Annotated in this window: 20 protein-coding genes; 12 read left to right on the top strand and 8 right to left on the bottom strand. The window is 66.6% G+C overall.

Translation table 11 applies throughout. The features are described from left to right. Window positions 1-16: 16 nt before the first annotated feature. Window positions 17-892, bottom strand: a complete 876-nt coding sequence (locus tag A7X65_RS23550) for a DUF2147 domain-containing protein (protein WP_063689382.1) — start codon at window positions 890-892, stop codon at window positions 17-19. Between the two features lie 194 nt (window positions 893-1086). Between A7X65_RS23550 and A7X65_RS23555 the strand changes: the two genes are divergently transcribed. Both A7X65_RS23555 and A7X65_RS23560 read left to right on the top strand, forming a co-directional pair. Beyond that, window positions 1087-1875: a DUF2147 domain-containing protein gene (locus A7X65_RS23555; protein ID WP_063689385.1), complete on the top strand. Its 789-nt coding sequence runs from the start codon at window positions 1087-1089 to the stop codon at window positions 1873-1875. A 275-nt stretch (window positions 1876-2150) separates the two neighbouring features. Further along, on the top strand, window positions 2151-3596 hold the full coding sequence (locus tag A7X65_RS23560; RefSeq protein WP_063689388.1) for a FecR family protein: 1446 nt from the start codon (window positions 2151-2153) through the stop codon (window positions 3594-3596). Window positions 3597-3957: 361 nt separating this feature from the next. Here A7X65_RS23560 and A7X65_RS23565 read toward each other — a convergent pair whose 3' ends face one another. Both A7X65_RS23565 and asd read right to left on the bottom strand, forming a co-directional pair. Further along, on the bottom strand, window positions 3958-4560 hold the full coding sequence (locus tag A7X65_RS23565) for an NUDIX hydrolase (protein WP_063689391.1): 603 nt from the start codon (window positions 4558-4560) through the stop codon (window positions 3958-3960). 67 nt (window positions 4561-4627) lie between these two features. Continuing rightward, window positions 4628-5491 (bottom strand): archaetidylserine decarboxylase, encoded by an 864-nt coding sequence (asd, locus tag A7X65_RS23570; RefSeq protein ID WP_063689394.1) that lies wholly within the window; start codon window positions 5489-5491, stop codon window positions 4628-4630. Window positions 5492-5526: 35 nt separating this feature from the next. On the opposite strand from asd, the gene A7X65_RS23575 reads away from it, so the two are divergent. Beyond that, window positions 5527-7191 (top strand): aminotransferase class III-fold pyridoxal phosphate-dependent enzyme, encoded by a 1665-nt coding sequence (locus A7X65_RS23575; RefSeq protein ID WP_063689396.1) that lies wholly within the window; start codon window positions 5527-5529, stop codon window positions 7189-7191. A gap of 323 nt (window positions 7192-7514) precedes the next feature. Here the strand turns inward: A7X65_RS23575 and A7X65_RS23580 are convergent, their stop codons facing one another. The 3 genes from A7X65_RS23580 to A7X65_RS23590 form a co-directional block, all read right to left on the bottom strand. After that, window positions 7515-8174, bottom strand: coding sequence for a hypothetical protein (locus tag A7X65_RS23580; protein WP_063689399.1), 660 nt, complete (start codon window positions 8172-8174; stop codon window positions 7515-7517). A 155-nt stretch (window positions 8175-8329) separates the two neighbouring features. After that, window positions 8330-9019: a class I SAM-dependent methyltransferase gene (locus A7X65_RS23585; RefSeq protein WP_063689402.1), complete on the bottom strand. Its 690-nt coding sequence runs from the start codon at window positions 9017-9019 to the stop codon at window positions 8330-8332. Window positions 9020-9052: 33 nt separating this feature from the next. Continuing rightward, window positions 9053-10105 carry a glycosyltransferase family 4 protein gene (locus tag A7X65_RS23590; RefSeq protein ID WP_063689405.1) on the bottom strand — a complete coding sequence of 351 codons (1053 nt, stop codon included), beginning with the start codon at window positions 10103-10105 and terminating at the stop codon, window positions 9053-9055. A gap of 273 nt (window positions 10106-10378) precedes the next feature. On the opposite strand from A7X65_RS23590, the gene A7X65_RS23595 reads away from it, so the two are divergent. Then, the gene (locus tag A7X65_RS23595; RefSeq protein WP_063689407.1) at window positions 10379-11095 is read left to right on the top strand and encodes a L,D-transpeptidase; all 717 of its coding nucleotides are present in this window, start codon (window positions 10379-10381) and stop codon (window positions 11093-11095) included. A 113-nt stretch (window positions 11096-11208) separates the two neighbouring features. Then, entirely contained in the window at window positions 11209-11616 is a 408-nt protein-coding gene (locus A7X65_RS23600; protein WP_063690750.1) for a c-type cytochrome, read from the top strand. Between the two features lie 30 nt (window positions 11617-11646). Here the strand turns inward: A7X65_RS23600 and A7X65_RS23605 are convergent, their stop codons facing one another. Together A7X65_RS23605 and A7X65_RS23610 are read right to left on the bottom strand one after the other, a co-directional pair. Further along, the gene (locus A7X65_RS23605; RefSeq protein WP_063689410.1) at window positions 11647-11907 is read right to left on the bottom strand and encodes a hypothetical protein; all 261 of its coding nucleotides are present in this window, start codon (window positions 11905-11907) and stop codon (window positions 11647-11649) included. Further along, window positions 11904-12692 carry a DUF899 domain-containing protein gene (locus A7X65_RS23610; protein WP_208608624.1) on the bottom strand — a complete coding sequence of 263 codons (789 nt, stop codon included), beginning with the start codon at window positions 12690-12692 and terminating at the stop codon, window positions 11904-11906. Before A7X65_RS23610 ends, A7X65_RS23605 begins: the two co-directional genes overlap by 4 nt. 147 nt (window positions 12693-12839) lie before the next feature. Between A7X65_RS23610 and A7X65_RS23615 the strand changes: the two genes are divergently transcribed. The 7 genes from A7X65_RS23615 (at window position 12840) to A7X65_RS23645 (ending at window position 21074) form a co-directional block, all read left to right on the top strand. Further along, on the top strand, window positions 12840-14060 hold the full coding sequence (locus tag A7X65_RS23615; protein WP_063689416.1) for a hypothetical protein: 1221 nt from the start codon (window positions 12840-12842) through the stop codon (window positions 14058-14060). Window positions 14061-14088: 28 nt separating this feature from the next. Beyond that, a complete protein-coding gene (locus tag A7X65_RS23620; RefSeq protein WP_063689419.1) occupies window positions 14089-14727 on the top strand; it encodes a Vgb family protein in 639 nt (212 codons plus the stop codon). 116 nt (window positions 14728-14843) lie between these two features. Then, window positions 14844-16412 (top strand): DUF4403 family protein, encoded by a 1569-nt coding sequence (locus A7X65_RS23625; RefSeq protein ID WP_063689421.1) that lies wholly within the window; start codon window positions 14844-14846, stop codon window positions 16410-16412. A gap of 117 nt (window positions 16413-16529) precedes the next feature. Beyond that, complete coding sequence (locus tag A7X65_RS23630; RefSeq protein ID WP_063689430.1) at window positions 16530-17639, top strand: ABC transporter ATP-binding protein; 1110 nt, start codon at window positions 16530-16532, stop codon at window positions 17637-17639. Window positions 17640-17705: 66 nt separating this feature from the next. Beyond that, on the top strand, window positions 17706-18764 hold the full coding sequence (locus A7X65_RS23635) for an ABC transporter substrate-binding protein (RefSeq protein ID WP_063690751.1): 1059 nt from the start codon (window positions 17706-17708) through the stop codon (window positions 18762-18764). Between the two features lie 235 nt (window positions 18765-18999). Continuing rightward, a complete protein-coding gene (locus A7X65_RS23640; RefSeq protein ID WP_063689432.1) occupies window positions 19000-20250 on the top strand; it encodes an ABC transporter permease in 1251 nt (416 codons plus the stop codon). Next, window positions 20247-21074 (top strand): ABC transporter permease, encoded by an 828-nt coding sequence (locus A7X65_RS23645; RefSeq protein WP_063689434.1) that lies wholly within the window; start codon window positions 20247-20249, stop codon window positions 21072-21074. The genes A7X65_RS23640 and A7X65_RS23645 overlap by 4 nt, the downstream gene beginning before the upstream one ends. Window positions 21075-21200 lie beyond the last annotated feature (126 nt).

Below are 21200 nucleotides of genomic sequence, written 5' to 3' on the forward strand. Positions count from 1 at the left end.
GGAGGGTAAGAGAGAACTACGACCGCGCGCTCCACTGCCGTGACGTCGAGACCACCTTGTCCTCCGGCTCCTCGATGCGGGTCCAGTCGTTGCCGGAGCACCAGAAGCGGCCGAGAGCGCAGGCCTCGACGTAAAGCCTGCCCGAGCCCTTCAGCGTCATCGTCGCATAGTAGGTGTTGCCGCTGGAGCGGCTGTAGATGCTGCCGGTCCACACATTGTGCGTCTTCGGCTTCATGTTGACGAGCACGCTCTCGCCCCGGTTGGCGGCCTCGGTAAGCGCAAAGCCGCACAGCGCCGAACCGCAGCGCTCGATGCGAACCGTGCCCTTGGCACCTCGGCTCTCCCATTCGCCGAGCGGGGAATATGCGTCCTCGTCACCGCGCTGCGCGATCGTCGTGCCCTGCCCGGTTTCGGGTTGAGGGGCAACCGGCGCTACGCGCGGCGGATCGAGCGCGACGGTCTTCGGCGGATCCACGTGCTGCAGGTCGACCCGCGGCGGATTGGGACTCAATGCTTTTGGTGTCTCAAGTTTGGGCGCCGGCGACGGCACGACGGGCTGCGACGTCGTCGCGGCAAGGAGAGGCGCCGTCGATGCCGGCGATGGCGCGGCCACGGCCGGCTGCGGCGGCCGGACCGGAGCGGGCGGAACGACCGGCTGCACCTGGACCAGCGGCGCCGGCGGAGGCGGCGCGGCCCATGTCGTGGTGACATTGTCCGCCGGCCGAAGGCTGCGGCTGGACACCGAAACACAGGAACTCGACCGGCAATTCCTGGGCGCCTCGACGTGGAACCGGTGGCCGCCGATCGAGAAGGAATAGGAGCCGGCCTCGGCCGCAGGCGCCATCGCCATCAGGGCGATCAATATGCCAAGCGAAGTCGTAAGCCGTGCCATCGGCGCCTCCCGTCGTGTCGCGGCAAGGTTACGTCGCGCAAACAGCAGCCGAATGTGCGCTGCCTCACCAAGCGGCGGCCGGCCGTTGTGACGTCCGTCACGGAAGGCGGGAGCGGCACGGCGTAAGGTCGAACCACGCTTCATCCACCAGCGACTTCAGTCCATCACGGGACCGCACAATTTCGGAGGCTGTCATGAACAAGCTCACCATCGCCGCCACCGCGCTCTTCCTGGCTTCGACGGCGGCCGCCCATGCCGGCGGCAACTCGATCTCGTTCCAGATCGAGGGCCAGCACATCCGCATCGAGACGCCGCGCAACTGCGCCTCGCTCAACTGCGTGACCATCGTCGCGCCGGGCCTCTCGGACAAGCCGATCAAGCTGAACAACATCAACCTGAAGGGCCTCGGCGGCTCCAAGGACGATGACGTCGACACCACGCCGGCTCCGGCCACGACCGCGCAGCCCGCACCGGCTCCGGTGCAGCAGCAGCCCGTGCAGCAGGCGCCGGTCCAGGCGACCGCACCGGCCGCCCCCGCTGTTGCGCCCGCCGCGCCCGCGCCGACCGTTGCCGCCGCGCCGTCCGTCGACACGACGACGCAGGCCGCGCCGGTTGCGCCTCCTGCTCCGGTCGCGGCTGCGCCCGCTCCTGCCTACGTGCCCGCTCCGGCTCCGGTCGCCGCCGCACCAGTGGCTGCGCCGAACTCGCCGATCGGCGTGTGGGCGACCGAAGAGAACAAGGGCAATGTCCGCGTCGAGCAGTGCGGCGCCAATCTCTGCGGTTATGCCCAGAAGACCAATGAGCGCATCCTGATCAACATGAAGCCCGACGGCGCGAAGTGGAGCGGCCGCATCCACGATCCCGACTCCGGCCGCAACTACGACTCGACGATCGCGATGAAGGGCCCGAACGCACTGCGTGTGCAGGGCTGCGCCTTCGGCGGCATGTTCTGCGGCGGCCAGACCTGGAAGCGCGTGAGCTGACACCGAAGCGAGTCACGAGACATACCCAACTGTCCGTCATGCCCGGGCTTGTCCCGGGCATCCACGTTCTTAGTGGCGCAAAGCAAGACGTGGATGGCCGGGACAAGCCCGGCCATGACGTTGGGGAGAGGACCGAGCCACATTCATGGGCGCCGTGCGCCGCTTGAACGTTCACCCCGTCCCTGCGACACATGTTCATCCGCCATTCAGCTACCCCCGGCTGAAATCAAAAAACACCCGCCTCGCATTCTCACCGGGACATCCTCGTGACTTCATTGGTAGCCTGGCGCCGCTTCGGCTTCGCGCTTGCCTTGCTGGCCTTGCCGCTGGCTGGCAGCAGCGTGGCTCATGCATCCGACACCATCGAGCTTGCCCAGGCGCAGCCGGCACCCGCGCCGTCGCCATCCGCCTCGCCGACGCCGTCGGCATCACCGGCGCCCGCGACAGATGCGCAGGCGCCCGCGGTCGAGCCGATCGGCAACGTCGCGACAGTGACGGGGATCGCGACCGTGGTCCGCGACAAGAACTCCTATCCGCTGCGCGTGCGCGACGACATCTATCTCAACGACGTCGTGCAGACCTCGTCGAACTCCTCGCTCGGCATCACCTTCAACGACGCCACTACGTTCAACCTCTCCGCCAGCGCCAGGATCACCATCGACAATTACGTCTATGAGGACGGCGGCAAGCAGAACTCGGCGATCTTCGACATCGGCAAGGGCACGGTTGCCTTCGTCGCCGCGGCGGTGGCGAAGAGCGGCGACATGAAGATCGCAACACCGACCGCGACGCTCGGCATCCGCGGCACCACCGGCGTCGTCGACGTGCCCGAGGGCGTGACGGCCAGCACTGCGAACAACGTCAACATCAAGCTCTATCCCGACGCCGACGGCCGCGTCGGCCACATCGAGGTCAACGACCGCAGCAGCGGCGCGCGGCTCGGCGCGCTCACGCAAGGCGCCAGCGGCTTTGCCATCCGCCCGGGCGCAGCCACGGGCGGCGTCATGCGATTTGCCGCCGTGCCCATCACGATTGCCCCGCAGCAGATCGCACGCGACCGCGGCTTCGTCAGCCAGGTTCATCTGGCGCAAACCACGGGCCGGCAGATCGTCACCGAGCAGCGCGACTTCCGCCGCGCCAATCCGGCCGCGATCAGCCGCATTCCGCGGCCGGCCCAGCCGCCGCAGCAGCAGCAATTGCGGCCGACGACCGCGCCGGGCCAGCAACAGCAGCGGCCGAACGGCCAGCCGGGCCAGAACAACCGTCCGGGCCAGCAGCAGCCGGGTGCTCCGGGCCGGCAAGGCGCACAGCCGCCGCAGCGGCAAGGACAAGGACAGCAAGGCGGCGCGGCTCAGCCGGGCGGCCAGCGGGCGGGCCAGGGTCAGCAGCCGCGTGGCCAGCAGCAGAAGGGCGAGCGGCAACCCGGCCAGCAGCAAGGCGCCGCACGTCCCGGTGCACCGCGCACCGGACGGGACGCGGCACCGAACGGCACGCCACAAGCCCAGCCGCAGCGCGGCGGACAGGTTCAGCCTGGAGCAACCGTGCCGCCACAGCCGGGCGCAACGCCGCAACCGCCGCGCACCGGCCTGCAGCCGGGGCAACCGCCCGCAGCGCAGCAACCGGGCGTGCAGCGCCCCGGCGGCTTCCAGCAGCGCGTTCCCGGCGTGCAGCGTCCCGCAGCCCCGCGCAAGCCGGCTCCGAAGGAGAAAGAACGGCGGTGATTTTCTTCCTTCTCCCCTTGCGGGAGAAGGTGGCATAGGCGGCCTACGGCCGCCGTTCTTAAGAACGCCGAAGCGAAGCTTCGGCTATGGCGCCGGATGAGCGGTTGCCTCCGCGAACGCGCATCAAGAGATTCATTCGCGGAGAGACACCCCTCACCCGCAAGGGGAGAGGGCTCACCGTCATCGCGACGACGGGCCGTATCGTAGGGTGGGCAAAGCGCAGCGTGCCCACGACTTGCATAATTGTTGGAAGACGTGGGCACGGCGCAAGCGCGCCTTTGCCCACCCTACGAGTGTTCGACGGGCGGAGGGATACAACCTCACCCCGCTGCTTCCTCCGTCATTGCGACGCGGTGCAATCTCACGCCTCGCCGCGCAGCCAGGCCTTCACCTTCTGCAGCAAGCCGTGCTGCAGCTCTTCGACCGAAGCCGCCTCGGCCGGCGTCAATGTCTGCAAGGCCGCATCGATATCGTCGGCCGCCAGCGGCGATTTCGGCTCGGGCGGAATCTGCTCCGAGACCGGTGCGGGCTCGGCGACGACCGCAGGTGCCAGCCCCGCCGCCGCGAGCGCGATCGGGCCGATCTGCGTCAGGAACGCACGCTCGTATTCGCGCGACAGGCGTGCGATCGCGTCGTCCAGCGTCAGCCAGTCGACCGCCTTGATGTCGTTCATCAACTTGCGGACCGGACCTCCGTCGGCCTCCATCCGCCAGAAATGCACGACCTTCGAGCGTCCACCGGACTGGTAGACGAGCGTGCCCAGGAATTCGTGGATGGCGACGTCGTGGCCGGTCTCTTCCAGCACCTCGCGATGCGCGGCTTCTTTCGGCGTCTCGCCGTCGTCGAGCTTGCCCTTGGGCAGGACCCATTCATTGCGTTTGCGCTGGCGCACGATCGCGATCAGCGGCGTCGAGCCACGCCGCAACACAATACCACCCGCCGCCACGACCGGCGCTCGCGCCATCACGAAATCCGTTATCGTCAAATCGTCCCCGCGGACGATATAGGCGGCGGGGACGGCGGTTTGAAGGCTACTTTCTCCGGAGCAGCGCCTCGCCGGCGCGAATGCGCGTGCCCTCGGCAATGCCGTCGCAGAAGGTAAAATCGCCGGGCGCGAGGATGATGATGGTCGAGCCGTGCTCGAACCAGCCTAGCTCCTCGCCCTTGGTCACGTTGACATCGCACGGAAAATTGACCGGCCCGCGGGTCTGCGCGTTCAGCACCATGTCGAGGAAGTGCAGGCGGATGCTCGCGACCAGGATCGCGGCCACCGGCACCAGCGTCACCGCCTCTCCGGTTGCAAGATGCGTGCGGATCACGGCGCGCTCGTTCTTGCAGAACAGACGCTCGACCCGCTTGAGCGCGATCGGGTTGACGTTCCAGACGTCGCCATGGATCAGCGTGACGCGTTCGATATGCGCGTCATAGGGCGCATGGAAGCGGTGATACATGCTCGAGGTCAGCCGCAGCGTGACGAAGCTTCCGTTGCGGTGCTGCTCGACCAGCGCGGAATCGCCGAGCAGGTCCAGCAGCGAATAGGGCGCGCCCTTGACCTGGAATAGCTCGGTGTCGGCGATCTTGCCATGGGCGCCGACGATGCCGTCCGAAGGGCTGGCGACGACTGAGGGGTCCTGGTCGAACGGCCGCAGGCCCGGCTTCAGCTCCCGCGTGAAACAGTCGTGCAGGCTCCGAAAGTGGGTCTTGCGCGCCTCCGACAGGTCGAGGTCGGAGAACAGCTTCCACAGCGCGATCGAGAAGTCCCGCACGATCGGGTTCTCGATCTTGGAGAACCAGCCCATGAAGCGGGTCAGGGCCGCGCGGGGGATGCGGTTGGTCAACAGGAAGTTCAGGTCTTCCTGCTGGGTGAAAGAGGCGATGAGGGCTTTGACTGTCATGAATCTGTCAGCTCGCAGTATTAGCGCTTGTTGTCATGGAAACGACACTCCCGATTCTCTCATTTTCCGTGGCCGCCGCAGCGTCTGCTGCCGCCGTCCTCCCGAAGATCAAGGCGCGGGTCGAACTGTCCCGCGCCAAGCACCGATCGCTCGCCGGACACTCCAAGATGTCGCGGCGGGTGGCAAAGCTGCTCCCGTTCTACGAATTCGAGGGCGACAAATATTTCGGCTGCGACGGCGCGCCCGACAACGTGGTGAAGCAGCGCAAGGACGCCTTCTTCCGTCTCGCCAGGCTTTACGCCGAGCGCTACCCGAAGGGCCGCGCGATGACGAAGGAAGCGGCGGAGACGATCTCCGATTTGAACTTCACCGAGAGCTACCGCGTGCCGTTCCAGTTCTCGCGCCTGGTGCGCGAGCATCTGGGCACCTCGACCTTCATGGAGTCCTCGCGCGGCGTCACCGTCACGGATGTCGACGGCAACACTTCCTACGACCTCACGGGATCCTACGGCGTCAACATCTTCGGCAACGACTTCTACAAGGAGTGCATCGAGGGCTCCGAGAAGCGCGCCCATGCGCTGGGCCCGGTGCTCGGCCCCTACCACCCTGTCATCCTCGAGAACGTGCAGCGGCTCTGCCAGATCTCCGGCCTCGACGAGGTTTCGTTCCACATGTCCGGCACCGAAGCCGTGATGCAGGCGGTGCGGCTGGCGCGCTACCACACCAAGCGCACCCATCTCGTTCGTTTCGCCGGCGCCTATCACGGCTGGTGGGGCGACGTGCAGCCTGGTGTCGGCAATCCGATTCCCGCGCACGAGACCTACACGCTCTCCGAGATGTCGGAGAAGACGCTGCACGTGCTGCGCACCCGCAAGGACATCGCCTGCGTGTTGGTCAATCCGCTGCAGGGCCTGCACCCGAACGGCAATGCGCCCGGCGATTCCTCGCTGGTCGACAGTTCGCGCGGCGGCAATTTCGATCGCCCGGCCTACACCGAGTGGCTGAAGAAGCTGCGCGAGGTCTGCACCGAGCGCGGCATCGTGCTGATCTTCGACGAGGTCTTCGTCGGCTTCCGCCTCGCCGCCGGCGGCGCCCAGGAATACTTTGGCGTCAAGGCCGACATGGTGACCTACGGCAAAAGTCTCGCCGGCGGCCTGCCGGTCGGCGTGGTCTGCGGCAAGCGCGAATTGATGCGCCGCTTCCGCGACGATCGTCCCGCCGACATCTGCTTCGCCCGCGGCACCTTCAACTCGCATCCCTATGTCATGACGGCGATGGACGAGTTCCTGAGCCGGCTCGCCAGTCCCAACTTCCGCGCCGTCTATGACGGGCTGGAGGAGACCTGGAACGGCCGCGTGACGAAGCTCAACCAGATGATGACGGACGCAGACCTGCCGGTGCGGTTCGCCAACTTCTCGTCGATCTGGACGGTGAAATACACCACGCCGTCCCGCTACAACTGGATGCTGCAATACTATTTGCGCGCCGAGGGCCTGGCGCTGAGCTGGGTCGGCACCGGCCGGCTGATCTTCAGCCTGAACTACACGGACGCGGATTTCACCGAGGTCGCCGAACGCTTCGTCCGCGCGGCCGAAAAGATGCAGGCCGACGGCTTCTGGTGGCACGACGGCGTGCTGACCAACAAGACCATCAAGCGGCAGATTTTGAAAGAGATGCTGGCCAAGCGCTTCGGGCGCTGAGGCCAGCACAGGCACAGCTCTCCCCTCCCCCACCCCTCGCGCGCGGCGAGCGTATCGCTCATGGAAAGAGCTTGGCGAAGAGCTCGCTCGCGGCCATCCTTCGAGACGCCCGCCTTTGGCGGGCTCCTCAGGATGAGGACTGGCTTCGCGGGAAAATCCTTGACCCTCATGGTGAGGAGCCCGCGATAGCGGGCGTCTCGAACCATGCAGGTCGAGCTCGTTCGGCAGCATAAGCGAAGCAGCCCCCAAGACGTGGATGCCCGGCGCAAGGCCGGGCATGACGTAACCATCAGACATCGGAGCGTTTGGTGTGCGCGGCGCGCTCAGGCGTGCTGCTCTTCGAGCACGGGCTCGTCGATGAAGCCCAGCGTGTGCTCGGGATTGAGGTGCAGGCCGGGGTCCATCAGCTCGCCGCGCATCAAGGCGAGCGGCGCGCTGCGATAGAGCATCAGGTCGTGGAACGGATCGGTCAGGATCTTGGTCATCCAGACCAGGCCAGTCTCGACGTCGCGGATGAAGAACAGGTGCACAGTGCGGAACAGGAGGCCGCCGCCGCCGATGAAGAGCCAGATCTTGGCCGTCTGCCGCATGAAGTCGGTCCCGCTGGCCCAGGGGGTGAACAGGCCGAACACGGTCGGATCGACGAACAGCACCAGCGGCGAGAGCGCCCAGATCGCCATCAGCACCACCTTGCGCTGAAGGTTGTAGCCGACCTTGATCTCTTCCTTGTACTCGTGCGTCGCCTGGTTGATGTGGTCGTAGGTGTGCGGCTCGAAGAAGAAGTGACCGGCCTGGCGCGAGGTCATCGACACCAGCCAGCCGACCAGCGCCGAGACCACGGGGTCGATGAACAGCCAGACATAAGCGAAGAGGAAGCTCAGCGCGCTGACGAAGTGCAGGCTCTGATTGATGCGGCTGTGGTGATAGTAGCGATGGTCGTCCCAGCGCTGGATCCGCAGCTGCTCGAGATAATTCTTGATCATGCTCTCCCCCAAAATACTTTCGGGTTCAGGATTTACAGGGATTCGATGTAGGCCGTGTGACATCATCATTTTGTCATGTGACGATGTGCAGCGGCGCGATGACGCACGTGAACGCGTGAGCGGCGAACGGCGCCGCCGCTCTCAGTCCGCCCTGCTCACGCCGCCTTGGCGACGTCGACCTTGCGGAAGCGCACCAGCGAGAAGTGACCGAGCGGCGGGATCAGGCGGCGCTCGGCGAGTTCGATGCCGTTGGCGCCGGCCAGCCATTTGGCGTAGCGCGACCAGGCGAACTCGGCGGTGCGGAAGCCGAGCGGACGCACCACCGGCTGCAGCTTCTGCTCGATGAAGCGGCGCATGCCGGCATCCGCGCTGACGCGGGTGAGGATGATCAGTTCGCCACCCGGACGCAGCACGCGGGCGAATTCGTCCAGTGCCTTCTCCGGGTTCGGCACGGCGGTGACGACATATTGCGCCATCACGACATCGAAGGAATTGTCGGGGAATTCGAGCTTCTCGGCGTCCATCACCGCGAGGCCCTCGACGTTCTTGAGATTGCCTTCGGTGACGCGCTGGCGCGCCTTGTCGAGCATCGCGTCCGAAATGTCGGTGCCGAAGATGCGCAGGTGCGGCGCGTAGAGCGGCAGCGAGATGCCGGTGCCAACACCGACCTCGAGCACGCGACCACCGATCTTGTTGGTGGCCGCGATCGCGGCCGCGCGGCCCTTGGCGAACACGCCGCCGAACACGAGATCGTAGACGGGCGCCCAGCGGTCATAGGCCTGCTCGACCGAGCCGCGGGTGAGGTCGAGCTGCTGGGTGCCGTCAAGGTTCATGATCTTAGCCATCGATGAGGTTCTCGCTGTGGTTCAAAGGTTCGATCAGCTGCGCACCGGCCGCCGCGCCATGACAGGCGTGGGACGCAAGGCGCGGCTGGGCTGAAGTGAGGTGAGATTTCCGACGAACTGCCGCGCGCTGTTCTCCCAGGAACGCTCCAGCGCGAAGTTGCGGCAGGTCTCGCGCGACATGGTGAGTGCGCGCAGGCACGCGGTACGCAGATCGTGATCGATCGCGCCGATCGGATGGTCGGCGATGACGTCCTTCGGACCCGTCACCGGAAACGCCGCAACCGGCGTGCCGCAGGCGAGCGCCTCGAGCTGCACCACGCCGAACGTATCGGTCAGGCTGGGGAAGACGAACACGTCCGCGGCGGCGAGATGCGCGGTGAGATCCGCACCCTTCTTCTCGCCGAGGAACACGGCGTCCGGATACTTCTTCTCCAGCGCCGCCTTCTGCGGGCCGTCGCCGACGACGACCTTGGTGCCGGGCAGGTCGAGCGAGAGGAAGGCGTCGAGATTCTTCTCCACCGCGACGCGGCCCATGGTCATGAAGATCGGGCGCGGCAGATCGAGCTTGGCCGGGCTGTCGGGATGAAACAGCTCGGTGTTGACGCCGCGCGTCCAGAAGCCGAGCCGCTTGAAGCCGCGCTCGGACAGCTCCTGCCGCAGCGAGGGCGTCGCCACCATGGTCATGGCCGCGGCATCGTGGAAATGGCGCAGCACGGCATAGCCGACCGCATCGGGGATGCCGGTCCGCACGGAGACGTATTCCGGAAAGCGCGTGGTGTAGGAGGTGGTGAAGGCAAGCCGGTTGCGGCGGCAATAGGCCCGCGCGGCCCAGCCGATCGGGCCTTCGGTCGCGATGTGCAGGGCCTCGGGCGCCGCCTTCTCGATCCGCCACGCGATCTCCTTCCCGCTCGGCAGCGCGATGCGCAGGCCCGGATAGGTCGGCAGCGGCCAGGAGGGGAAGCCGTCCGGCGTCAGGAAGTCGATCTCGACATCGAGGGCCTTGGCCGCGTTCGCCAGCGAGGTCAGCGTCCGCACCACACCGTTAACCTGCGGATGCCAGGCGTCAGTCGCGATTAATACCCGCATGGGGAAATCCCGAGAGTTGATGATTCTCGGCTTAGGACCATCAACGAAGGATATTTCAGGCGTGTGACGTCACAGAAGTGTCGGCCCGCTGTTTTGTTCGTTAACGAACCCCTGCGGCCACGAAACTGTCATGAAACAATCCTTTCCGCGACGAAACCGTTTTCGGTTTTCCGCGCAAACGTCCCGAAACTTGTTTCCGTTAGTGATTTAGGCAACGGAGCACCGCAACGGTGCCGCGGTGATCAAAATCACCGAGCAAACAGGGGCGATCACATGTTCAAGCTGGACACGTTCAAGACGTATTCGCGCGCCGTTGCTTTCGGCGCAGTCGCGATCTCCGCCATCGCGTTCGCAGGCCCGGCCAAGGCCGCGCCGGTGCAGCTCTTCCCCTTCTTCCAGCCGCTGCCGCCGATGGCGGCGCCGCAGCCGATCCAGCCCTATCAGCCCTACCAGGCGGCGCCCTCGCAGGTGGCCCCTTCCGAGGATCAGGACACCGTCGAGATGCCGGCCCGCTTCCGCCGCCAGACGGTTTCCTACGCGACGCGTGAGGCGCCGGGCACCATCATCATCGATACGCCCAACACCTATCTCTATTACGTGCTCGGCAACGGCCAGGCGCTGCGTTACGGCATCGGCGTCGGCCGCGACGGCTTCACCTGGTCCGGCATCCAGTCGGTGAGCAAGAAGGCCGAGTGGCCGGATTGGACCCCGCCGCCGGAGATGATCGCCCGCCAGCCCTATCTGCCGCGCCACATGGCCGGCGGCCCCGGCAACCCGCTCGGCGCCCGCGCCATGTATCTGGGCGGCACCATCTACCGCATCCACGGCACCAACGCGCCCGAGACCATCGGCAAGCACGTCTCCTCCGGCTGCATCCGCATGACCAACGACGACGTCACCGACCTCTACTCCCGCGTCAACGTCGGCACCAAGGTGATCGTGCTGCCGATGAGTGAGCGCCGCGCGGACCTCGGTGCCGCCACGCGCTAAGCCCACAGGACATTCTGACGCAAACGGCCCCGGAACCCCACGGGGCCGTTTTCGTTTGCCCTCGACATTCCGACGCGCACCTTGCTGCGGTGCAGTCCCCGACGGAGGCACATATGCAACCACGCCTGCAGACAAGCACATGGCTGCGCGCGATTGCGGTTGCGGGAGCGCTGACCTCACTCCCGTCCGCCTCCTCTTTCGCGCAGCAGCCGGCGGGCGACGCGGCAGCCCAGCAGGCCTTCAACAATTCCTGCCGCACCTGCCACTCCGTAAAGGAAGGCGACAACCGCCTCGGCCCCAACCTCAACAAGATCGTCGGCCGCAAGGCCGGCTCGCTGCCAGACTACAACTACTCGTCCTCGATGAAAGAAGCCGGCTTCGTCTGGGACCAGGACAAGCTCGCCCGCTTCATGGTCAAGCCGGACGAAGTCGTATCCGGCAACAAGATGCAGCCCTATGGCGGCATCTCCGCCGACGAAGCCGGCAAGATCGTCGCCTATCTGCAGGCGGAGTCGCAGTAGCAGGTCCGGCGGTGTCGCAGCGTTTCCCGCCTACGCCCGCCTTCCCGCAATCAGCCGCAGCCACGCCGCTGAATGAAACGCGCTCATCAGGAGATACATCGGCATCATCCCGCCCTGCCAGGAGCCGGCGCCGCACAGCATGTCTGCCGGACCGCCGCCGGGCACGGCGGTCAGCAGGGCCATGATCGCGAAGGTGGGCGTGGCCGCAAGGCCGAGCCATTTCGCGAGGTGGCGCGCGGCCGCGACGCCGTCGGGGCCGGCAGGCGGGGCCGCGCTGACGGGAGCTGTCATTTCCGTTCTCCCGCGGCCTCCTCGCGAAACGCCTTCTCGCCGGCGTCCGAGATCTCGACCCATTTCTTGTCGGGCGCGGCGCCTTCCGCGTAGCTGTCGTGCCAATTCCACCACTTGTAGGTCGGCGTCTGCGGATAACCTTGCGGCGAATCCTCCCACACCTCCTGGCGGCCGAGCGGGGTGATGTCGAGGTAGTTCCAGGTGCCGCCCATCTGCTCGTCGCCGCGGCTCTTGACGAAATAGGTACGGAAGATGCGCGATCCGTCGCGGTAGAACACGTTGGTGCCGTGCCATTCGTCCACGCCGAAATCGGCATCGAAACTGTCAGTAACGGTGACCCAGGGAATGGTCCAGCCCATCCGCTTCTTCAGCCTGGCGATGTCGGCCTGCGGCGCGCGCGAGGCGAACACCAGCGTGGTGTCGCGGGCGTTCAGATGCGAGACATGGGCGACCTGGTCGGCCACCATGGAGCAGCCGCGGCAGGCATGATCGGGCCAGCCGAACACGCCGGGCTCGAAGAAGGCGCGGTAGACGATCAGCTGCCGCCGGCCCTGGAACAGATCGGCCAGACTGACCTTGCCGCCGGGCCCCTCGAACGCATAGGTTTTGGTCACTTCCATCCACGGCATGCGCCGCCGCTCGGCGGCCAGGGCGTCGCGGGCACGGGTATGCGCCTTTTCCTTCACCAGCAATTGCAGCCGGGCGGCCTCCCAGTCCTGCGGCGATACCACCGGCGGGGTGTGCATGGCCTGTCCGTTCGTCCGTGCATTGTCGACTGATGTCATGATGTCTCTCCAAACCTCTTGCCTGGGCGGCCGGTCCGCATCTCGTCATCGCGGAACCGCTCGCCCCTTGCCGCACGCTGTCGGCCGTCAACGATTTCTGGCACCGGGCGGTTGCGCGGTGGGAGTAACAAGTGTGGCGGGATTGACATGGAGTCGCTGATCACGGCCGCCGCCCGCGCACTCGAGGCCGGCGATCCGCTCGGCGCGCTCAATCGCGTCGCACTGCGCAACGATGCACCGTCGCTGGCGTTGCGCGGCATCGCGATGGCGCAGCTCGGCGATCTCGCCAGGGCCAAGACGCTGCTGCGCAGCGCCGCGCGCGCCTTCGGTCCACGCGAGGCGGTGGCGCGCGCAAGATGCGTGGTGGCCGAAGCCGAGATCGCGCTGGTCTCGCGCGATCTCGGCTGGCCGCCGCATGCGCTCGCGGCCGCGCGGGCGACACTCGAGAAGCACGGCGATCTCGCCAATGCCGCGCACGCCGGTCACATCGAGGCCCGCCGCCTTCTCCTGCTCGGACGGCTCGACGATGCCGAGCGCACGCTGGCGGAGCTCGGCACCGCGCCGCTGCCGCCCGCCTCCCGCGTCGTCCGCGAGCTGGTGGTCGCCGGCATTGCCATCAGGCGGCTGCGAACGACGGACGCGCGCGCGGCGCTGAAGCGCGCAGGCAGCGCAGCGCGGCAGGCAAGAATCCCGGCGCTCACCGCCGAGGTCGACGGTGCGAAGCTGATCCTCGACACGCCGGCTGCGCGCCTCATCGCACGCGGCAGCGAGCATCCGTTGCTGCTCGGAGAGGTGGAGCGTCTGGCGAGCTCGACGGCGCTCGTCCTCGACACCTTCCATCATGTCGTGCGCCGGCAGGGCGTCGTCATCCCGCTCGGAAAGCGGCCGGTGCTGTTCGCACTCGCCCGCCTCCTGGCGCAGGCCTGGCCCGCGGATGTTTCGCGCGAGCGGTTGATTGCAGGCGCGTTCCGGGCGAGGCACGTCGATGAATCGCACCGCGCGCGCTTGCGCGTCGAGATCGGCCGGCTCCGCACCAAGCTCAAGCCGCTCGCCGACATCAGCGCGACCAGACAAGGTTTCGTGCTCGCGCCGCGCAAGACGCGCGACGTCCTCGTGCTGGCACGGCCCGTGGAGGAGAAGCATGCCGCCGTCCTCGCCTTCCTCGCCGACGGCGAGCCGTGGGCGAGCTCGGCGCTCGCCCTTGCGCTCGGCATCAGTCCGCGCACCGTGCAGCGCGCCCTCGATGAGCTGGCGCGGTCGAACAAGGTCCAGTGCTTCGGACACGGACGTGCGCGCCGCTGGATGACGCCGCCCGTGCCGGGTTTCCCGACAGGCTTGTTACTCCCCACTCCGCTCCCCAAGACCTAAGGTGGCTCACCTCACAGGGATCAGACACATGAAACGTTCGGCCGCCGAGATCGTCAGGGAATACGGACCGTTTGACGGCGTCGACGCCGTGCACGGCGTCACCTATGACGGCACCCATGTCTGGTTCGCATCCGGCGAGAAGTTGAACGCGGTCGATCCCTCCAGCGGCAGGATCGCGCGCTCCATCGATGTCGCCGCACATGCCGGCACGGCGTTCGACGGCCGCCACCTGTTCCAGATCGCCGAGGATCGCATCCAGAAGATCGACGCGGCCACCGGCAAGGTGCTCGCCACCATTCCGGCGCCGGGCGGCGGCGGCGATTCCGGATTGGCCTGGGCCGAGGGCTCGCTCTGGGTCGGACAATATCGCGAGCGCAAGATCCACCAGATCGATCCGGCAACCGGGAAGGTCCTCCGCACCATCGAGAGCAAGCGCTTCGTCACCGGCGTGACCTGGGTGGATGGCGAGCTCTGGCACGGCACCTGGGAGGGCGAGGACAGCGACATCAGGCGGGTCGACCCCGAGACCGGCAAGGTGCTGGAGCAGCTCGACATGCCCGCCGGGACCATGGTCTCGGGGCTCGAGTCCGACGGCGCCGACCGCTTCTTCTGCGGCGGCGGGCCTCGCGGCAATGTGAGGGCGGTCCGCCGGCCAAAGCGCGGCTGACAGCAATACGGCGCGGCGGCCGTTAACCTGTTCGCCCCAATTCCACCCCACCGGTGCGCTCTAGCGCCCTCCTCGCCCGCCCTGTAAAATCCCCACCGGGGCGGCTTGGGGGATTGATGCGTCTGACGTTGAATCTGAAGACTATCCTGATCGGCGTCGCGGTGCTCGCGGCGTCGTTCTTCATCAGCCTGAAGGCGATGGACTTCTTTTCGCCGCGCGCGACGAATTCGGCGCCGCCGGTCGCGCAGTTGCCGCCGCTGCCGCCGGCCGCGAAGAGCTCGGTCGTGATCGCGCCGGTCGCCATCGCGATCTCGGCGATCCGCGAGCAGGCCGAGAAGGCCGCGCCGCGCAACTTCGCCGGCAAGGCCGACAACCCGATCTCGCAGATCCTGGAGAACGCCGACATCGGCTGGTCCGCCGTGCGCGGGCCGATGGCGGCCGCCGGCGACAAGGACGTGCTGACGATCTCGACGCCGCTCAGCGGCAAGCTGAACGTGACGGGCTCGCTCTCGGCCAAGGCGACCGGCGCGCTCGGTGACGCGCTCGGCAGCGTGCTCGGTGGCGACGCGGCGAAACGGATCGGCGCCGTCAACATCAAGAATTTGAACGCCAGCGCCGAGATCAAGGGCAACGTCATCGTCACCTCGCGCCCGAAGCTTGCGGCGAACTGGCATCTCGAGCCCAACCTCGCCGCCCAGGTCAATCTCGGCGACACCAACCTCAACGTCTCCGGTGCCAAGGTCAATGTGCCGGCGCAGGTGAAGCCGCTGATCGACAAGAATGTCGCCGAGCAGATCAACATCGTCTCCGAGCGCATCCGCAACGACCCCTCGCTGCGCGAGAATGCCAAGCTGCAATGGGCCAAGGCCTGCCGCTCGATCGCGCTGCAAGGCTCGGGCAACTCGGCCGCGCTGCCGCCGCTGTGGCTGGAGATGAAGCCGACCCGCGCCATCGCGGCGCAGCCGCGCGTCGATGCGCAGAACGTGACGCTGCTGCTCGGCCTCGAGCTCGAGACCCGCGTGACCTCGACGCCGTCCAAGCCGGACTGTCCGTTCCCCGAAAAGATCTCGATCGTGCCGCCGACCGGCACCGGCGTGAACATCGGCGTGCCCATCGACGTGCCCTTCACCGAGATCAACAAGCTGATCGCCGCGCAGATGGTCGGCCACACCTATCCCGAGGATGGCTCGGGCCCGGTCGACGTCACGGTAAAGGGCGTCAACGTGATCCCGTCCGGCGACCGGCTGCTGATCTCGCTGCTGGTGCGCGCCAAGGAGAAGAAGAGCTGGCTCGGGCTCGGCGCCGAGGCGACCGTACACATCTGGGGCCGGCCGATGCTGGACCAGGCGCAGCAGACGCTGCGGCTCGCCGACATCCAGCTCGCGGTCGAGTCCGAAGCGGCCTTCGGCCTGCTGGGAGCGGCGGCGCGCGCCGTGGTTCCGCAGATGCAGCAGGCACTGGTGCAGAAGGCGACGCTCGACCTGAAGCCGATCGCCGCCAACGCGCGTGAGAAGATCGCGGCCGCGATCGCCGACTTCCAGAAGAGCGAGGACGGCGTCAAGGTCGATGCCAGGATCGAAAGCCTGACGCTTGCCGACATCGCCTTCGATTCCAAGACCCTGCGCGTGGTCGCCGAAGCCGGCGGCGCGCTGAACGTGTACGTGACGAAGCTGTCGGGGATGTAGCGCGCGCTGCCCGCGCGCCACTTGCGCCGCTGGCATTCTCGCCCGAGGGTGTTAAGCTGCTTTTCGCAACCTCGGACGAGGGAGCGACAGCTTTGGTGCCGATGACGCGAGGGTAAGATGGAAGCCGGCATGGTTGCGCCTGCGCCGGCACTGGTGCGCTTTTCCGGCATTCAAAAGACCTATGACGGCGAGCACCTCGTGGTGAAGAACCTCGATCTCGACATCAGGAAGGGCGAGTTCATCACCCTGCTCGGCCCGTCCGGCTCGGGCAAGACCACCACGCTGATGATGCTGGCCGGCTTCGAGGTTCCGACCCAGGGCGAGATCTACCTCAGCGACCGGCCGATCAAGAACGTGCCGCCGCACAAGCGCGACATCGGCATGGTGTTCCAGAACTATGCCCTGTTCCCGCATTTGACGATCGCGGAGAACATCGCCTTCCCGCTCTCGGTTCGCAGCACCAATAAGGCGGAGACGCAGGAGCGCGTCAGCGCGGCGCTGCGCATGATCAAGATGGAAACCCTGGCGCAGCGGCGGCCGGGGCAGTTGTCCGGCGGTCAGCAACAGCGCGTGGCTCTGGCCCGCGCGCTGGTCTTCAATCCGCAACTCGTGCTGATGGACGAACCGCTCGGCGCCCTCGACAAGCGCCTGCGCGAGCAGATGCAGTTGGAGATCAAGCAGCTGCACGAGACGATGGGCATCACCGTCGTCTACGTCACCCACGACCAGAGTGAAGCGCTCACCATGTCGGACCGCATCGCGGTGTTCAACGACGGCATCGTGCAGCAGATCGACAGGCCCGACGCGCTGTACGAGCATCCGGTCAACAGCTTTGTCGCCCACTTCATCGGCGAGAACAACGTGCTCGCCGGCACCGTCGAGACGATCGACAAGGATTATTGCCGCGTCGCGCTGACCGGTAGCGGCGCCGTGACCGCGCGCGCCGTCAACGTCTCAGGACCAGGTGCATCGACCTCCCTGTCGGTGCGGCCGGAGCGCGTCGCCATCGTCAGGGATGGAAGCTCAAGCGACGGGCCGAACCGGCTGCCGGCCAAGGTGCAGAACACCATCTATCTCGGCGACCACGCGCTGGCCGTGCTCGATGTCGCGGGGAATGCCGAGTTCATGGTCAAGCTTCAGCCGGGAGCTCATGACAGCCTGCAACACGGCGAAAGCGTCCATATCACCTTCCGTCCCGAGGACTGCCTCGCCCTCGATCCGGTTTGATCCGGGGCAGGCGGATCTGAAATAATCACGCTCAACGCAATGCAGATGAAAAAAGGAACCACGACCATGCTGAAGCGCAAGACTGGCAACATTGCTCTGGGTTTCGCCGCGGCGCTCACGGCCAGCGCTGCGCTCGTCACGGTCGCACAGGCGCGCGACCTCACCGTCGTGTCGTGGGGCGGCGCCTATCAGGACGCCCAGAAGAAGGTCTATTTCGAGCCGTTCAAGAAAGCGTCGGGCGTCGCGATGAACGACGAGTCCTGGGACGGCGGCGTCGGCGTGCTGCGCGCCAAGGTGCAGGGCGGTGCCGCCACCTGGGACGTCGTTCAGGTCGAGAGCGACGAACTCGCGGTCGGCTGCGAGGAAGGCCTGTTCGAGAAGATGGATTATACCAAGATCGGCGGCGAGGCCGCCTACATCCCGCCGTCAGTCAATCCGTGCGGCGTCGGCGCCATCCTCTATGACTTCGTGCTCGGCTACGACAAGGACAAGCTGAAGGAGGCGCCCAAGGGCTGGGCCGACTTCTTCGACACCAAGAAGATTCCCGGCAAGCGTGCCCTGCGTCAGGGCCCGAAAACCACGCTGGAGATCGCGCTGATGGCCGACGGCGTCGCACCGAACGAGGTCTACAAGGTGCTGGCGACCGACGAAGGCGTCGATCGCGCGTTCAAGAAACTGGACACCATCAAGGGCGACATCGTCTGGTGGAAGGCCGGCGCCCAGCCGCCGCAATTGCTCGCCTCGGGCGAGGTGGCGATGACCTCCGTCTACAACGGCCGCATCGACACCGCGAACAAGAACGACAAGAAGAACTTCGGCATGGTGTGGGACGGCGCGCTGTTCACCCTCGACAGTTGGGTCATCCTGAAGGGCAGCCCGAACAAGGATGCCGCCTACAAATTCCTCGACTTTGCCGGCAAGGCGGAGAACCAGTCGAAACTGTCGGAGAACATTTCCTACGGCACCTCGAACAAGGACGCCGCCGGCAAGCTCGCGCCCGCCGTCCTGAAGGACCTGCCGACGGCGCCCGACAACATCAAGAACGCGGTAGAGATCAATGTCGGCTTCTGGCTCGAGAACATCGACCGCCTGACCGAGCGCTTCAACAAATGGGCGGCGAAGTAGCGCGCGGCAGCACCGGCGTGCGGGGCGGGCTTGAGGAAGAACGCGGTGTATACCTCGCCCGCAGTGCATCCTTCGAGACGCCCGCCTGCGGCGGGCTCCTCAGGATGAGGTCTGAGTTTGTGGCTATATCTCCATTGGCACCGATATCGATCAGCCTCATCCTGAGGAGACCGCGAAGCGGTCGTCTCGAAGGACGAGGCGCTTGCTCAGGCCTCTCGTCAAAGAGGCTCGCCCCATGACCGCCGCGTCCCTGACCGAGACCGAAGTCCCGCTCAAGCGCCGCCTGAAAGAGGCGGAGCGTGCGCGCCAGTTCAAGGCCTTGGCGCTGGTGCTGCCACTGCTCGTCTTCCTGCTGTTCACGTTCGCCGGCCCTATCGCCGGCATGTTGTGGCGCGCGGTCGATGACCGGGAAGTGCGTCAGGTGCTGCCGCAGACGATCGCCGCCCTCGCCGACTGGGACGGCAAGGACCTGCCGGATGAAAAAGCCTATGCGGCGCTGGCTAGCGACATCCAGGCGGCGCGCGCCGCCGGCACCATCGCGATTGCGGCCAAGCGGCTCAACTACGCCCTCAACGGCTTTCGCACGATCCTCACCAGCACCGCACGCAATCTGAAGGCCGTGCCGGAAGCGGGCACGGCGAAGGAGACGCTCATCAGGATCAACCCGGCCTGGCGCGAGCGCGCCACCTGGAGGACGATCAGGGATGCCGGCGGCCCCATCACCGGCTTCTATCTGCTGGCCGCGCTCGACCTGACGCGAAACGCGGACGGCGCGATCACAGCGGCCGCGCCGGATCAGGCCATCTATCGCGACATCTTCGCCCGCACCTTTCTTATCAGCCTCGGTGTCACGGCGCTCTGCCTGATCCTCGGCTTCCCCGTCGCCTACCTCCTGGCGACGCTGCCGCCCGGCCGGTCGAACCTCCTGATGATCTTCGTCCTGCTGCCGTTCTGGACGTCGCTGCTGGTCCGCACCTGCGCCTGGATCGTGCTGCTGCAGAGCAAGGGCGTCGTGAACGACAGCCTGCACTGGCTCGGCATCATCGACGAGCCGCTGCGCCTGATCTACAACCGCTTCGGCGTCTGCGTGGCCATGACCCACGTGCTGCTGCCGTTCATGATCCTGCCGCTCTACAGCAGCATGAAGGCGATCTCGCCCGCTTACATGCGCGCCGCCGCTTCGCTCGGTGCGCCGCCCCTCACCGCCTTCTTGCGGATCTATCTGCCGCAGACGCTGCCCGGGATCGGCGCAGGCAGCCTGCTCGTCTTCATCCTGGCGCTCGGCTACTACATCACGCCCGCACTGGTCGGCGGCGCCGCCGACCAGATGATCAGCTACTTCATCGCGCTCTACACCACCGAGACGGCCAATTGGGGCCTCGCGTCGGCGCTCGGTGCGGTGCTGCTGCTCGCCACGCTCCTGCTCGCACTCGTCTACGGCAAGCTGGTGCAGGGACAGCAGGTCACGGGAGGGATGAAGAATTGAGCGACAATTCCGCCCTCCGCACACCGAGCCAGCGCATCGCGTGGACCGCGACCATCGTCGTCTCCACGCTGGTGTTCGTGTTCCTGATCGCGCCGATCCTTGCGATCATGCCACTGTCGTTCAGCTCGGGCTCGTATCTGACCTATCCCCTGCCCGGCTTCTCCCTTCGCTGGTACGACGACTTCATCAACTCGCCGCGCTGGATGAATTCGCTGAAGAACAGCCTGATCATCGGCGTCGCCTCGACCTTGCTATCCATGGCGCTCGGCACGCTGGCCGCGCTGGGCCTCGCGCAATGGAAGAGCCGCTTCAAGCCGCTGGTGCTGGCCTTCGTGCTGTCGCCGGTCGTTGTGCCCGGCGTCATCACCGCGGTCGGCCTCTACTTCTTCTTCGCGCCGATCGGGCTGACCGGCAGCTATCTCGGCCTGATCCTCGCCCACACCGCGCTGGCGACGCCCTTTGTGGTGATCACGGTCGGCGCGACGCTGCAGAGCTTCGACACGAACCTCGCCCGCGCCGCCGCTTCGCTCGGCGCCTCGCCGCTTCAGGCATTCCGCCGCGTGATCCTGCCGCTGATCCTGCCCGGCCTCGCCTCGGGCGCCCTGTTCGCCTTCGCGACCAGCTTCGACGAAGTGGTGATCGTGCTGTTCATGGCGGGCCCCGAGCAGCGCACCCTGCCGCGCGAGATGTTCAGCGGCATCCGCGAGAACATCAGCCCGACCATTACGGCAGCCGCGGTGATCCTGACGACGGTGTCGGTCATCCTCCTCGCGACCATGGAAGGCCTGCGCCGGCGCAACGAGCGCCTCAAGGGCGGCGGGTAATACTTTCTTCCTTCTCCCCTTGCGGGAGAAGGTGGCGCGAAGCGCCGGATGAGGGGTTGCCTCCGCAGCTTCGACTGCAAGATGGGCGCACACGGAGAGAGACCCCTCACCCGCAGGGGAAGAGGG

It is taken from the genome of Bradyrhizobium stylosanthis, from assembly GCF_001641335.1.
GTDB classification, from domain to species: Bacteria; Pseudomonadota; Alphaproteobacteria; order Rhizobiales; family Xanthobacteraceae; genus Bradyrhizobium; species Bradyrhizobium stylosanthis.

Coding starts and splice junctions, on each gene's coding strand:
- A7X65_RS23550 (WP_063689382.1), bottom strand. CDS start 892: ATGGCACGGCTTACGACTTCGCTTGGCATATTGATCGCCCTGATGGCG.
- A7X65_RS23555 (WP_063689385.1), top strand. CDS start 1,087: ATGAACAAGCTCACCATCGCCGCCACCGCGCTCTTCCTGGCTTCGACG.
- A7X65_RS23565 (WP_063689391.1), bottom strand. CDS start 4,560: ATGGCGCGAGCGCCGGTCGTGGCGGCGGGTGGTATTGTGTTGCGGCGT.
- asd (WP_063689394.1), bottom strand. CDS start 5,491: ATGACAGTCAAAGCCCTCATCGCCTCTTTCACCCAGCAGGAAGACCTG.
- A7X65_RS23575 (WP_063689396.1), top strand. CDS start 5,527: ATGGAAACGACACTCCCGATTCTCTCATTTTCCGTGGCCGCCGCAGCG.
- A7X65_RS23580 (WP_063689399.1), bottom strand. CDS start 8,174: ATGATCAAGAATTATCTCGAGCAGCTGCGGATCCAGCGCTGGGACGAC.
- A7X65_RS23585 (WP_063689402.1), bottom strand. CDS start 9,019: ATGGCTAAGATCATGAACCTTGACGGCACCCAGCAGCTCGACCTCACC.
- A7X65_RS23590 (WP_063689405.1), bottom strand. CDS start 10,105: ATGCGGGTATTAATCGCGACTGACGCCTGGCATCCGCAGGTTAACGGT.
- A7X65_RS23595 (WP_063689407.1), top strand. CDS start 10,379: ATGTTCAAGCTGGACACGTTCAAGACGTATTCGCGCGCCGTTGCTTTC.
- A7X65_RS23600 (WP_063690750.1), top strand. CDS start 11,209: ATGCAACCACGCCTGCAGACAAGCACATGGCTGCGCGCGATTGCGGTT.
- A7X65_RS23605 (WP_063689410.1), bottom strand. CDS start 11,907: ATGACAGCTCCCGTCAGCGCGGCCCCGCCTGCCGGCCCCGACGGCGTC.
- A7X65_RS23610 (WP_208608624.1), bottom strand. CDS start 12,692: ATGACATCAGTCGACAATGCACGGACGAACGGACAGGCCATGCACACC.
- A7X65_RS23615 (WP_063689416.1), top strand. CDS start 12,840: ATGGAGTCGCTGATCACGGCCGCCGCCCGCGCACTCGAGGCCGGCGAT.
- A7X65_RS23620 (WP_063689419.1), top strand. CDS start 14,089: ATGAAACGTTCGGCCGCCGAGATCGTCAGGGAATACGGACCGTTTGAC.
- A7X65_RS23625 (WP_063689421.1), top strand. CDS start 14,844: ATGCGTCTGACGTTGAATCTGAAGACTATCCTGATCGGCGTCGCGGTG.
- A7X65_RS23630 (WP_063689430.1), top strand. CDS start 16,530: ATGGAAGCCGGCATGGTTGCGCCTGCGCCGGCACTGGTGCGCTTTTCC.
- A7X65_RS23635 (WP_063690751.1), top strand. CDS start 17,706: ATGCTGAAGCGCAAGACTGGCAACATTGCTCTGGGTTTCGCCGCGGCG.
- A7X65_RS23640 (WP_063689432.1), top strand. CDS start 19,000: ATGACCGCCGCGTCCCTGACCGAGACCGAAGTCCCGCTCAAGCGCCGC.